This is a genomic window from Flavobacterium sp. CS20 (genome assembly GCF_018080005.1).
Lineage (GTDB): Bacteria > Bacteroidota > Bacteroidia > Flavobacteriales > Flavobacteriaceae > Psychroflexus.
Genome location: NZ_CP073015.1, coordinates 1,172,867 through 1,185,332, shown reverse-complemented (window position 1 = coordinate 1,185,332; position 12,466 = coordinate 1,172,867). Strand labels below are relative to the sequence as shown.

Sequence of the window (12,466 nt, the reverse complement as noted above, 5' to 3'; positions counted from 1 at the left end):
ATGAAATACTCATATTTCAAATTTATAGTCATATTGATGAGCTTATCGCTTATTGGTATAATTATGGTTCAAGGCTATTGGATTAAAAATTCGGTGGTCAATAGCTCAAATCAATTTTCAATTAGTGCCAAAGAAGTCTTGATTAATGTAGCAGACAAAATCGAAAAAAACGAATTAGACAGTTATTACTACAAATTTTTAAGCATTTCAGATACATTAAGACCAATCAACAGGCAAGTCAGTGAGCTTTTTAAGATAGATGAAGAATATTATTCAGCCGATTATTTTATCTATACCAATAGTATCTTGAGAGAAGATTACAAAATGGCTTCTCCTTTTTTGATAGGTGATAAAGACAGTATTGAATTTAAAAAATACATTAATAAAAAAATCACAAAAGTTGTAAGAAACAAACATGTCGATGGTCAGCAACACAGCTTAGAACAAGGATATGAAAAAATAGAAAACCTCAATGACCTTGAAAGGCTTCAAATTACAGACGGCGTACAGAACGAAGCTAACAAAATACCAATTCACAAACGCGTAGATAATGAAGAAGTTAAATCGCTTATAAAATCAGAAATAAGCAAACGCAATATAGATTCAGATTTTGAATTTGGTATTTATCAAGATGACTTGCCAACAAAAGTAAAATCAGAAGATTTTGACCTTAATCACGAAGCTATTTATGGCATACCTATTTTTGATTACAACGAGCAAAGTTTAGACTACAAACTATATGTCAGTTTTACAGATAAAAAATCTCAAATCTTTTCTTCTATTGCTTTTATGGGTGGTGTTTCAATTATTTTTACATTAATTATAGTATTAGCTTTTGCAGCAGACCATTTCTCAATTAATCAAACAGCGTAAAATATCTCAAATCAAAACAGATTTTATCAATAATATGACGCACGAATTTAAAACCCCAATTGCAACCATCAATTTGGCTTTAGATTCTATAAAAAACCCAAAAATATCCAAGCATCCTGAAATGCTGAAACGATATCACAAAATGATTAGAGATGAAAACAAACGCATGCATGCTCAAGTCGAAAATGTATTGCGTATTTCTAAACTCGAAAAGAATGAACTTGATATTTCGAAAGAAAGATTGAAACTTCACGACATAATACAACAAGCCATAACCCATGTTGAATTGATTGTGAAAAATAAAGAAGGTTATATAAAAACACATTTTGAAGCTAAAAAATCTTCAATTTTAGCTAATGAATCACACTTTACTAATGTGATAGTAAACATATTAGACAATGCTATAAAATATTCAACAAACGAACCAAAAATTGATATATATACCGAAAATGTAAAAAATTATATTGTTCTGAAAATTGCAGACCAAGGTATCGGTATGTCAACTTCGGTTCAAAAACGCATTTTTGAAAAATTTTATAGAGAACACACAGGAGATGTGCATAACGTGAAAGGTCATGGACTTGGTTTAGCCTACGTTAAACAAATTGTTGATGACCATCACGGTGAAATCACTGTTGAAAGTGAAAAAGGAAAAGGAAGTACATTTATAATTAAATTACCACTAATATCATAACATATGGAAACTGAAAACAAAAAAATTCTATTAGTAGAAGACGATCCAAATTTTGGAATTGTGCTTAAAGATTATTTAAGTATGAACGACTATGATGTCACTCATGCCAAAAACGGTATGGAAGGTTTTGAAAAATTCAAAAAAGACAATTTTGACCTTTGCATTCTTGACGTCATGATGCCTTACAAAGATGGTTTTACCTTAGCTAAGGAAATCAGAGAGAAAAATGAAAATATCCCAATCATTTTCTTAACGGCCAAATCCATGAAAGAAGACGTCTTAAAAGGCTATAAAGTTGGTGCAGACGACTATCTCAATAAACCATTTGATAGCGAAGTCTTATTGATGAAAATCAAAGCTATTATGCGACGAAAATCTGTTGATAGCCTCGCAGATTCTAAACAATTTGAGTTTCAAATTGGTAACTTTTTTCTCAATTCAAAACTTCGTTTTTTAACTTATAAAGATGAAGAACCCATCAAATTGTCGCCAAAAGAAAACGAATTGCTGAGACTCTTAGCTTTACACGAAAACGATTTGATGCCCAGAGAATTAGCCTTGACCAAAATTTGGAGAGACGACAACTACTTTACATCTAGAAGTATGGACGTTTACATCGCCAAATTGAGAAAGTATCTCAAAAAAGACGATACCGTAGAAATCTTAAATATCCATGGCGAAGGTTTCAGATTGGTTGTTCACGGAAAAGACAATGAAAAAGCATAGCTAACAAAACCTGAGTTCAATATAAATTCCAATAAAATACAGATATTTAATCATTTGTCATGTCGATAGAGCGAAGCATGAGCGATGAGACATCTCAGTAGGATGAGATTTCTCCTCATTCTTCGTTCGAAATGACAAGATTTGCTTACAAAAATATGTAATCATCTGATTTACAGCTTTCAATAAATAAAACTCACGTTAACAAATATTTTTTTGGCAATAGTTTTTTTATTTTTGTTTCAAATTACCAATTAATGCTATTACATTTTAATGGTTTTCATGGAACAAGTTTAAGTTCGGCAAAAAAAATAGTTAGCTCAAACTATGAATCTTCAATTGGTGATGATGAATGGTTGGGTAATGGTGTTTATTTTTTTGTAGATGGAATAAGCTCAAAGCCAGATGAACAGGCAAAGAAATGGTCAATTGTCCAAGCTTGGGATAAGCATAAAAAAACATATAAATATAAAAACTATTGTGTTATTAATTCTGAAATACAGGTTGAAGAAGATGATTATTTGGACTTAACCAAAGAAGAAGGTGTTGAAATATTATCTTATCTCTCTGAATGTTTTGAAAAGAAGCTAAGAAAACTAAATAAAAGATTTAAACCAATAGATGGTTTGCTTATTAATCTTGCCAGAGATGAAGGGATTTTGCCAATAGAGGTTGTTAAAGGAAATTTTTATATTAAATTTGCAAAAGAAAGAATTAAAAATATTACTTTAAGAACTGCTAATTGTACTATATGTACAGTATATGAACCTACAAAAAATATAACTAGTTCAAATATTATAGAAATAGGTAATATAAAAGATGAAACTGAATAAAGAAATTAAAAATCGAATAGACCAATACTTTGAAAATATAACTCCAGAGGAATTATATTTTAAAGCAATCGGTTACGGTTTTAAAGAAGAAGTAGATATAGAAATCGACAATCAATCTTTTAAGAACGTCGGACAAAACTTCTATTGTTCAAATTCTGACACTAGCTTGGATGCTAATGATATGGAATCTTTACTATTAGCGACTTAATATGAAAATTCAACTAGATAATTGGAAAGTTACTAACGTAAACTTTGAAGCTTTAAAAGATAAACATAGAGAGGAAAATTCTTTTGACTTATCTACTGAGCATTTTTTTTCTAAAAAATTTAATGATTCTTTCGGTGTTGGTTTTGAAATTGAAATAAAAGATAAATCCTTTGACTTAATGGTTGAAGCTATGTTTATGTTTAAACTTGACGAAGATATCACAGAAGAATTTAAGCTTTCAAATTTCCCGAAAATTAATGCACCAGCAATAGCCTTTCCATTTTTAAGAGCTTACGTTTCTAACATGACTTTACAGTCTGGATATGATCCTGTGATTTTACCATCAATTAACTTTGTTCAGTTCGCTAAAGAAAAGGAAGAAGATAATTCCACTGATTCTAATCACTGATAATAATTTCATACTGCTATAACCCGTTAAATTTATTATTTGACGGGTAAAATAGTTTTGATGTAGTCTATAATTTTGTCAATATTTGCATCATATTCAAACCACTTGATGTCGTTTTGTTTTCTATACCAAGTCAGTTGACGTTTGGCATAGCGACGAGTGTTTTTTTTGATTTCAGACTTAGCTTCTTCAAGGCTTAGTTTGCCATCAAAGTGGTCAAATAATTCTTTGTAGCCAACTGTTTGTAAGGCGTTTAAATTTCTGTATTCATAAAGAGATTGGGCTTCTTTAAGCAAACCGCTATCAAACATTTTATCGACGCGTTGTTCTATTCTCTCATAAACAATGGCTCTATCTGCGGTTAAACCAATTTTTATAGGTGTAAAATTTCTATTTGAAGTTTTCTTGGTATTGATAAATAAAGAAAATGGTTTTGAAGTGCCAATACAAATTTCTAAAGCCCGTATCAATCGATGTGGGTTTTGAATATCTACAGTTTTAAAATATTCAGGGTCAAGTTGCTCTAATTGGTCTTGTAGGGGTTTGATGCCTTCATTTTTATAGGTGGTTTTAAGTTTTTCTCTAATAGATTTATCAACGACTGGAAAATCATCAAGACCTTCTAAAACGGCTTTTTGATACAAACCACTTCCGCCAGTTAAACAAAGTGTATTTTTAGTTTCAAAAATTTCATTTATTTTATTCAATGCTTCTTTTTCATAGTTGCCAACACTGTAGTTTTCAAAAATAGATAGATGTTGAATAAAATGATGTTTGACTTGTGCTAATTCATCATCAGATGGTACAGCAGTGCCAATTTTCATTTCTCTATAAAATTGCCTTGAATCGCATGAGATAATTTCTGTATTGAAAGCTTTAGCAAGCCTGATGCTGATGCTAGTTTTGCCGATAGCCGTTGGACCGACAATGCATATCAAAGTATTTGATTTAGACGTCAAAATCTATTTTAATTCTTGCTTTAAAAAGACCTTAAGATCATTATTAGCACCAAAAAGAACCAACACGTCATTTTTATTAACAACTCTATCGGGATCAGCTATGCCTTTAATTTTTTCGTTGAGTTGAAAAGATTCTGACTCTTTTTTGTTTCCAGCTTCAATAACCGTTAAAACTAAAATATTAAATTTTCTTCTCAAGTGCATTTCTCTTATAGATTGTCCAGCATATTTTTCAGGAATTTTTGCTTCAACTATTGAAAAATTGACACCTAATTCAAATGAGTCAACAATGTTTTGCGCCGAGAGTTTTTTAGACCATTTTTCTGCTGACTCTTGCTCTGGTCTCACAATATCATCCACGCCTATTGCAGTTAAAACTTTTTCGTGAAGGACATTGATAGATCGACTTATGATGCGTTTGGCGTTTAAATTTTTAAATAAAGCCGTCGCCATAACATTAGCACCTTGGTCTTCACCAATGGCAATAACAACAATATCTGTGTTTGGAATAGGTAATCCACTTACTGTGTTTTCATCAGTGGCGTCCATTCTTATGGTATGTGTTATTTTTTCTTTGTAAAACTCTACTTTTTCAAGGCTATCATCTATGGCAATGACTTCGTTTTTATTTTCTGTAAGTTTCATAGCAAGAGATGCTCCAAAATTTCCAAGACCGACAATTATATATTTCATATCAATTTTTTTTCAGATTATGTAATTAAAATTTCTTCTTTTGGATAATTATAATTCTTTTTCATAGTTTTCTTCACTATCGCCACAATTATTGTAAGCATACTAACCCGACCTATAAACATAGTCAATATTATTATAATTTTACTATAAGTGCTAAGACTTGATGTGATGCCTAAACTTAAACCAACGGTACTATAGGCTGAAAAACATTCAAAAGCTACGTCCAAAAGATTGAGTTTAGGATTAAATATAGATATCGATAAAATACTTAGCCCAATGATAAGAAGAGATAAAACTATTGTGGCAAAGGCTCGACTGATAGAAACTTGACTTATCTCTCGTCTAAATACTTCGAGTTTATTTTTACCTTGAGCAAGATTAAACACATTAAGGACAGCTACAGCAATTGTTGACGTTTTTATTCCACCACCAGTTGATGATGGCGATGCCCCAATCCACATTAATAAAATAGTAAACAAAATACTTGGCACTGCCAATTCTGCCATATCTATAGTGTTAAATCCAGCTGTTCGTGGTGTTGTCGCTGTAAATAAAGCATTGACTAACTTACCTTTAAAGTCTAAGTGAGCCAAAGCACCATCAAATTCTACACCTATAAAAAACACAAATGCACTTAAAGTAATAATGCCAGTGGTAATCAAATTCAATCGACTATTAATGTTTACTAACCAAGGTTTGTGTTTGATTTGATTTTTAAAATCAAAGAGTCTTAAAAATTTATTTTTTAAATAAGATACTATATTAGCCACTATAGGAAAGCCTAAACCACCAAATATAAAAGTTAAGACCACTACTAATTGCAAACCATAATTAAACCTGTACCCAGTTTGATAAAGACTATTACTGAGTGTTGAAAAACCTGCATTACAAAAAGCTGAAATAGAATGAAACATTGAAAAGAAAATATGCTGACCTAAATTATCAAAACTTGAACTTTCTACATTAAAGAAGATAAAAACACCAGAAACAGCTTCTACAAAAAAAGTGATGCCAATGATATATTTTAATGTGCCAAAAACAGCATTAACTTTATTGCTTTGGGTGATTTCACTGAGCAACAACTGGCTTTCATAAGACGAACCTCTTTTAAAAAAAAAGCTGAAATAACTGGCTATGGTCAAGATACCCAAACCGCCAATTTGTATTAAAACCATAATAATACCTTGACCAAATGGTGTAAAAAATGTGCTGGTATCAACCACGATTAAACCCGTAACACAAACTGCACTTGTTGAAGTAAATAAGGCATCAATAAAACCGATGTCAGTATAGGTTGCATTTGGCAACATTAAAGCCAAAGTGCCAAATAAAATGATTATAATAAAACTGACAACAAAAATTTGAGACGGATCAAGTTTTGTTTTAGAATATTTGAAACTTAAGTTAGAAAGATATCTAACTAATCCCACAAAAATTAAAAATTCTAACCAATGAAGAGACTCAAAAGAAGCAATTTTAAAAACCTTAAACTGAACGAGTAATAAAAAGATTGAAAACAGTATGAATATAATATCGAATATTAAAACTTTAAAAACAGATTTTTTTTGATTGATTACATACTCAAGATTTAATACCACTACATTAAAAAAAATAGTAATGACAAAAAAACTAACCAAAAACTGATTTTCAAAATTGGTATGGTTAAAACCAAAATCAAAAAGAATTAGCAAGGTTGCAACGACACTTAATCCAATATTTATTTTTTTTAAAATTTTAAATGCTGAAGATAGCTTCATAAATCTATCATTTTAAGTCTGTTGGGATGTTTTCTCATATAACTTTGAACAATATGCTTGGCATCGCGTTGATGTTTTACTGGTGTTAAAATCCGTTCTAAAATTTTAATATTTTGAATTTGTAAATTTAAGTTAAAATAAGCAAAACCAACAATATCGCCATTTTTAATATAAACTAATGATTTTTCGCCTAACTCTCTTCCTTTTGTGACTAATAAAAAATTTTTGTTTTCAAAACTATATCTATCTATGATTTCTTTTGCTCGTGCATTGTAATCATCAGCATTTTCTTTGCCAAGACAAGCACCATAGCAATTTTTAATGCCATAGTTAAAACAACTTTTTTGGTGGTTGCCCAAGCTTGTTTTATTCAGACAAAGTTCGTAAGAGTTGACAAGTTGTTCTAAAAAACGTTTTGCAGAAGCTAAGTTTGAAAATGTAACTAAGGCTTTTGATTTGTTATGAATGGGTTTTGCTTTAAAATTTAGATAACCTTCACTGTCTTTGTTGACATAAACGCCATAAGTGAATTGTGTTTTTGTCAATGCACGGTTAAATTCTGGTTGGAGTGTTTTGATGTATTCGTTTTCTTTAAGAAGCGCAATGAGTTCGTTTCCAGTAATTTCAAATTGCACATCCTCGGTTAGGCGTTGAATGGATTTTGCTTTTGGATTGTCTTTTGTAAAGAGTTGACTAACTCGCTTTCTAATGTTTTTGCTTTTCCCAACATAGAGTGGTTTTTTATCTTTATCGTAAAAAAAATAAACACCGGTTTCTTGTGGAAGTGTGTCAAGAAAATTGAGTAGCTTGGTGTCAACTTGCTTTTTAGGCTTTAGACGAACGTAGTTTTTTAAAACGCTTTTATCTTGGTCTTTGTTTAATAAGATTTTGAGCAATTTTACTGTAGCTTGAGCATCACCTTCTGCGCGATGTCTTTTGGCTAAAGGAATACCGAGAGATTTTGTCAGTTTTCCCAAACTATAGGAAGGCATATCAGGAATCAGTTTTTTAGACAGTTCTACCGTGCACAGCGATTGTCTTTGATAGTCGTAACCCAAACGTGAAAATTCGGTGCGTAAAATGCGATAATCAAACTTGGCATTATGTGCCACGATGATACAATCTTCTGTAATTTTAATAATGCGTTTAGCCACTTCGTGAAATTTTGGAGCATACCGCAAAGCATCTCTTGATTGATGCCTGTAAGTTTGACCACGAAGGCTTGTATCTTCCTTTCAGGATTAATAAGGCTACAAAATTTATCAACAACTTCGTGACCGTCAAATTTGTAGATAGCAATTTCAGTAATACCTTCTTCGTTGTATTTTCCTCCTGTGGATTCTATGTCTATTACAGCGTAAATCTAATACTTGTTTAAGGTGTTAAAAATATTTTTGGCAAAGCTAAAGTGAAAAAAGGGAATAAACCCGCAGGGGTAAATAATTAAATTATGTAAAACCGTAAAATTGGCTGATTTTTCCGAGTAAAACGAAGAATTTCGAATTTTGTCGGGACTATCGATATTAGGCTTTATAATGAAAGTGTAATCAACCACTTTGAAACTTAAAATCACCTATTTCGCTCTATTTTAGTTGGATTTTGTCTGGTGTCAAAAACATCATTTATTTCAACTTTACCTTTAGAATAATTAATCCAGTAAATTATTTTATAGTTTTTGTAAATCAAATATCTAAAGTCTTGATTTCTTTTGCTTAGTAGTTCTTCAATTTGTCCCATTTCGGGTTGATGCTCAAGCTTGAGAGCTTCATTGTAAATACCATCTGTTATTGTTTTAGCAACATTTAAATTTACTTTGTTTTTGTAATAATTAAATATATTTTCAAGTTCTCTTTCAGAAAACTCAGTCCAATAAACTTCTAACGCCATTTCTCCATTTTAGCTTTTAAGTCACTTGCTTTAATCAATCTTCCATTTTTAGAATCTTCCAATGATCTGTCAATCCGCCTATTAAGCTCGTTAATACTCATAGGATGAAATTCTTCTTTATCAGAATTTTCGTTTTCTTTGTGCAGAATACTTTCTAAGCGTTTAATAATGTCTTCACTTTCAACTTTTAGAAATTCTTGAACAAATTCTATTTTTCTTGTTTGGATGTCCATTTCTATGATTTTTATTAAATATACAAATTAATCAATTTTATGTTTTATAAGACAAAATTTAAAAATCAAATACAACACCTGAAACTTCATTTGTCTCCAATAATTTCTTATCAGCCGATACAAAAGAGCAATTAAGATAAATAGTCGAAGCAACAATTATTGAATCAGGAAGTTTAAAATTATATTTTTTTCTTCTTCGCCTGATTTAATTGTAATAACCATAATTTTGCTTTATTCAAATTTATAAAATATTATCAATTATCACACCTAAACACATTCAATATATTACAATTTCACTTTAATCCTATAGAAATATTTTATAGGTTACAAGGTTAAACTATTCTATGATATTGATTTTACCAATTATCGTAATCTCTTTTCCCAAAAATCTTACTTCCAATCCTGACCATATTTGTGCGGTGCTCAAGTGCCAATTCATAATCTCCACTCATTCCCATTGATAGGGTAGTAAAGTGATATTGGTCTTTTAAGTCAAAATATAAATTTTCAAGCTGCGAAAATTCACGATGGATTTGTTGCTCATCATCAGTAAAAGTTGCCATGCCCATCAAGCCAACAATTTTGACGTGTTCAAAACTTTTAAGGGCATCACTTTTTAATATGTCGAGCAAATCTCTTTTGTCTAATCCAAATTTTGAGTCTTCTTCAGCTATTTTTAATTGGAGTAAACACTGAATTTGTCGATCTTCATTTTTTGCACGTTTATTGATTTCTTTAAGCAACTTTAAACTATCTACGGCGTGGATTAAATGCACGTATTTAGCCATATATTTCACTTTATTACGTTGCACGTGACCAATCATATGCCAACGAATATCTTTAGGAAGTGCTTCATATTTGTCAGTCATATCTTGGATTTTGTTTTCGCCAAAATCCCTATGACCTATATTGTAAGCTTCTAAAATATCTTCATTAGGTTTGGTTTTTGAAACCGCTACTAAAGTGATTTCAGGCTTAAGTTTTGATTTTATTTTTCTAAGATTCTCTGCTATCATATTCCTTTCAACTTTTTAGTTTAATTTAATTTTAGCTTTAAAATTCATAAATGGTTATACCGCTTCTCAATTTAGGATCAATATAAGTAGTTTTAGGCGGCATGACCAAAGCTTCATCGGCTATGTTTTTGATTTCTTCAATTGTTGGTGGAAGCATACCAAAACCAACGGCATATTGGTTTTGATCTATAGCACTTTTGACATAAGCCATATCTTTTTGTCCTTTGATGTAATCAATACGGCTATCATTTTTTAAATCCGTTATGTTCAAAATAGGTTTTAAAACCGTTTTGTAAAGAATTTGAGCATCTAATTGTTCTAAAGCATTTTCAAATTGATATTCAGATTTTCTCAGGTAAAGCGAATAAAAATCACCATCAAGATACATACTAAAATGGTGTTTCTGATGAGGTTTGTAATAAGTTTCGCCACGATTTTCAATTTTAAAATGCTCGTCAAGTTTAATCAAAAATTCGTCTTTGTGTAATCCGTTCAAATCTGTAATCAACCGATTAAACTCGTGTATATCGAGTTGGTCTTCAGAAATCAAATAGCTCATAAAATAGTTGTAGTCTTCATCGCCATTGTGAGCGTCGTTGTTTTGAGCTAATTTTTGTGCCAAAAGTGCTGATGACGCACAGCGATGATGACCATCTGCAATGTAAATATTTTGCATTTTAGCAAAAACTTGTTCTATGTTGTTGATGTCATTCTCATCATCAATCAGCCATAAATAATGGGTTTCTCGAGAAGTTGTGGTAAATTCATATTCCGCACGTTCAGAAGTATATCGCTCAATGATTTTGTTGATACGATCTTGTTTAGGATAGGTCAACAATACAGGGTCAGCATTAAATCTTACGGTTTTTAAGTATTCCGAAAATGTATTTTCACGGTCTAAAATAGTATCTTCGTGTTTTTTGATTTTACCATTAAGATAGTCTTGACAACTTGCTTTAGCTACAAGACCAAGAAAAACCTGTTCGTTGCGATAAACAATTCTATGGATATAAAAAAGAGGCTGATTGTCTTTAATAAAAATACCATCTTCTTTAAATTCTTGAAATCGATTTTTAACTAACTTAAAACGTTTTTTACCAGAAACTTCTTTTTGATATTTATAACCTGGATTGACAATGTGTAAGAATGAAAAAGGATTGTTATCTAGCCGAGCTTCACGTTCTTTTTTAGAGTAAGTTTCGTAAGCTCTTGACGCTATCAAACTGACCTTTTCTCGTGTAGGTCGTGTGGCTCTAAAAGCTTTGACAATAGGCATATTTTATGATGTAAATTGAGCAGAGACTTTCTCGGCTTTTCGACTTTCGCTGTAATCGTAGAAACCTTCGCCAGATTTTACACCCAATTTGCCAGCTCTTACCATATTGACTAATAATGGACAAGGTGCGTATTTTGGTTTTTTAAAACCTTCATACATCACTTCAAGAATAGAATGGCAAACGTCAAGACCAATAAAATCTGCCAATTGTAGCGGTCCCATTGGGTGAGCCATACCGAGTTTCATCACGGTATCAATTTCTTCAACGCCAGCTACATTGTTGTATAGAGTTTCAATAGCTTCATTAATCATCGGCATTAAAATACGATTAGCGACAAAACCAGGATAATCGTTGACTTCTGTTGGTGTTTTTTTGAGATTTTTAGATAATTCAAGAATTGTGTTTGTCGTTTCATCTGAAGTGTTATAGCCTCTGATGACTTCAACTAACTTCATAATTGGCACTGGATTCATGAAGTGCATACCAATAACTTGTTCAGGGCGTCTTGTAACCGCTGCAATTTTTGTAATAGGAATTGAACTGGTGTTAGTTGCCAGAATGGTGTCTTCTGGACATATTTTGTCTAAATTTCTAAATAAATCTAATTTGATTTTTTCGTTTTCAGTGGACGCTTCTACAACTAATCCTGCGTATTCTGCACCTTTTTCTAAATCAGTATAAGTGTTGATGTTGTCTAACGTCTCTTTTTTTTGAGCTTCTGTGATTTTGTCTTTAGCAACCATTCTATCTAAATTTTTGGTAATGGTTGCTAAGCCTCTATCAAGGTTGTTTTGAGAGGTGTCTATTAGACTAACTTTGTATCCAAATTGTGCAAATGTGTGAGCAATTCCATTGCCCATTGTTCCAGCACCGATGACGGCAATATTTTTCATAGTATATAAAT

15 protein-coding genes are annotated in these 12,466 nt (G+C 31.4%); 6 read left to right on the top strand and 9 right to left on the bottom strand.

From position 1 onward, the window contains the following. The 6 genes from IGB25_RS15500 to IGB25_RS05700 all read left to right on the top strand — a co-directional run bounded on the left by IGB25_RS15500 (nucleotide 1) and on the right by IGB25_RS05700 (nucleotide 3,740). Entirely contained in the window at nucleotides 1–873 is an 873-nt protein-coding gene (locus IGB25_RS15500; protein WP_371815956.1) for a hypothetical protein, read from the top strand. After that, nucleotides 836–1,567, top strand: a complete 732-nt coding sequence (locus tag IGB25_RS15495; protein WP_371815955.1) for a sensor histidine kinase — start codon at nucleotides 836–838, stop codon at nucleotides 1,565–1,567. Before IGB25_RS15500 ends, IGB25_RS15495 begins: the two co-directional genes overlap by 38 nt. Before the next feature lie 3 nt (nucleotides 1,568–1,570). Beyond that, the gene (locus IGB25_RS05715; protein WP_211066540.1) at nucleotides 1,571–2,293 is read left to right on the top strand and encodes a response regulator transcription factor; all 723 of its coding nucleotides are present in this window, start codon (nucleotides 1,571–1,573) and stop codon (nucleotides 2,291–2,293) included. A 254-nt stretch (nucleotides 2,294–2,547) separates the two neighbouring features. After that, the gene (locus IGB25_RS05710) at nucleotides 2,548–3,123 is read left to right on the top strand and encodes a hypothetical protein (protein ID WP_211066539.1); all 576 of its coding nucleotides are present in this window, start codon (nucleotides 2,548–2,550) and stop codon (nucleotides 3,121–3,123) included. Continuing rightward, entirely contained in the window at nucleotides 3,110–3,331 is a 222-nt protein-coding gene (locus IGB25_RS05705; RefSeq protein WP_211066538.1) for a hypothetical protein, read from the top strand. Before IGB25_RS05710 ends, IGB25_RS05705 begins: the two co-directional genes overlap by 14 nt. A gap of 1 nt (nucleotide 3,332) precedes the next feature. Next, nucleotides 3,333–3,740, top strand: a complete 408-nt coding sequence (locus IGB25_RS05700) for a protein-export chaperone SecB (protein ID WP_211066537.1) — start codon at nucleotides 3,333–3,335, stop codon at nucleotides 3,738–3,740. 35 nt (nucleotides 3,741–3,775) lie between these two features. On the opposite strand, the gene miaA is transcribed toward IGB25_RS05700, so the two are convergent. From miaA to IGB25_RS05655, 9 genes are all read right to left on the bottom strand, one after another. Further along, the gene (miaA, locus tag IGB25_RS05695) at nucleotides 3,776–4,678 is read right to left on the bottom strand and encodes a tRNA (adenosine(37)-N6)-dimethylallyltransferase MiaA (protein ID WP_247653646.1); all 903 of its coding nucleotides are present in this window, start codon (nucleotides 4,676–4,678) and stop codon (nucleotides 3,776–3,778) included. A 24-nt stretch (nucleotides 4,679–4,702) separates the two neighbouring features. Next, nucleotides 4,703–5,392 carry a TrkA family potassium uptake protein gene (locus tag IGB25_RS05690; RefSeq protein ID WP_211066536.1) on the bottom strand — a complete coding sequence of 230 codons (690 nt, stop codon included), beginning with the start codon at nucleotides 5,390–5,392 and terminating at the stop codon, nucleotides 4,703–4,705. A gap of 17 nt (nucleotides 5,393–5,409) precedes the next feature. Beyond that, entirely contained in the window at nucleotides 5,410–7,149 is a 1,740-nt protein-coding gene (locus IGB25_RS05685) for a TrkH family potassium uptake protein (RefSeq protein WP_211066535.1), read from the bottom strand. Then, nucleotides 7,146–8,303 (bottom strand): exonuclease domain-containing protein, encoded by a 1,158-nt coding sequence (locus IGB25_RS05680; protein WP_371815954.1) that lies wholly within the window; start codon nucleotides 8,301–8,303, stop codon nucleotides 7,146–7,148. The genes IGB25_RS05685 and IGB25_RS05680 overlap by 4 nt, the downstream gene beginning before the upstream one ends. A gap of 415 nt (nucleotides 8,304–8,718) precedes the next feature. Then, complete coding sequence (locus IGB25_RS05675) at nucleotides 8,719–9,036, bottom strand: type II toxin-antitoxin system RelE/ParE family toxin (protein ID WP_211066534.1); 318 nt, start codon at nucleotides 9,034–9,036, stop codon at nucleotides 8,719–8,721. Then, complete coding sequence (locus IGB25_RS05670; RefSeq protein WP_211066533.1) at nucleotides 9,027–9,269, bottom strand: hypothetical protein; 243 nt, start codon at nucleotides 9,267–9,269, stop codon at nucleotides 9,027–9,029. The genes IGB25_RS05675 and IGB25_RS05670 overlap by 10 nt, the downstream gene beginning before the upstream one ends. Nucleotides 9,270–9,625: 356 nt before the next feature. After that, on the bottom strand, nucleotides 9,626–10,285 hold the full coding sequence (locus tag IGB25_RS05665) for a YggS family pyridoxal phosphate-dependent enzyme (RefSeq protein WP_211066532.1): 660 nt from the start codon (nucleotides 10,283–10,285) through the stop codon (nucleotides 9,626–9,628). A gap of 37 nt (nucleotides 10,286–10,322) precedes the next feature. Next, nucleotides 10,323–11,561, bottom strand: coding sequence for a DUF1015 domain-containing protein (locus IGB25_RS05660; RefSeq protein ID WP_211066531.1), 1,239 nt, complete (start codon nucleotides 11,559–11,561; stop codon nucleotides 10,323–10,325). Between the two features lie 3 nt (nucleotides 11,562–11,564). Then, entirely contained in the window at nucleotides 11,565–12,455 is an 891-nt protein-coding gene (locus tag IGB25_RS05655) for a 3-hydroxyacyl-CoA dehydrogenase family protein (RefSeq protein ID WP_211066530.1), read from the bottom strand. Nucleotides 12,456–12,466: the final 11 nt, after the last annotated feature.

Bases quoted from the DNA above. Each gene is read 5' to 3' on its own strand.
- IGB25_RS05685 (WP_211066535.1), bottom strand. From the start codon at position 7,149: ATGAAGCTATCTTCAGCATTTAAAATTTTAAAAAAAATAAATATTGGA.
- IGB25_RS05700 (WP_211066537.1), top strand. From the start codon at position 3,333: ATGAAAATTCAACTAGATAATTGGAAAGTTACTAACGTAAACTTTGAA.
- IGB25_RS05670 (WP_211066533.1), bottom strand. From the start codon at position 9,269: ATGGACATCCAAACAAGAAAAATAGAATTTGTTCAAGAATTTCTAAAA.
- IGB25_RS05710 (WP_211066539.1), top strand. From the start codon at position 2,548: ATGCTATTACATTTTAATGGTTTTCATGGAACAAGTTTAAGTTCGGCA.
- IGB25_RS05665 (WP_211066532.1), bottom strand. From the start codon at position 10,285: ATGATAGCAGAGAATCTTAGAAAAATAAAATCAAAACTTAAGCCTGAA.
- IGB25_RS05675 (WP_211066534.1), bottom strand. From the start codon at position 9,036: ATGGCGTTAGAAGTTTATTGGACTGAGTTTTCTGAAAGAGAACTTGAA.
- IGB25_RS05715 (WP_211066540.1), top strand. From the start codon at position 1,571: ATGGAAACTGAAAACAAAAAAATTCTATTAGTAGAAGACGATCCAAAT.
- IGB25_RS05655 (WP_211066530.1), bottom strand. From the start codon at position 12,455: ATGAAAAATATTGCCGTCATCGGTGCTGGAACAATGGGCAATGGAATT.
- IGB25_RS05705 (WP_211066538.1), top strand. From the start codon at position 3,110: ATGAAACTGAATAAAGAAATTAAAAATCGAATAGACCAATACTTTGAA.
- IGB25_RS15500 (WP_371815956.1), top strand. From the start codon at position 1: ATGAAATACTCATATTTCAAATTTATAGTCATATTGATGAGCTTATCG.
- IGB25_RS05690 (WP_211066536.1), bottom strand. From the start codon at position 5,392: ATGAAATATATAATTGTCGGTCTTGGAAATTTTGGAGCATCTCTTGCT.
- IGB25_RS05660 (WP_211066531.1), bottom strand. From the start codon at position 11,561: ATGCCTATTGTCAAAGCTTTTAGAGCCACACGACCTACACGAGAAAAG.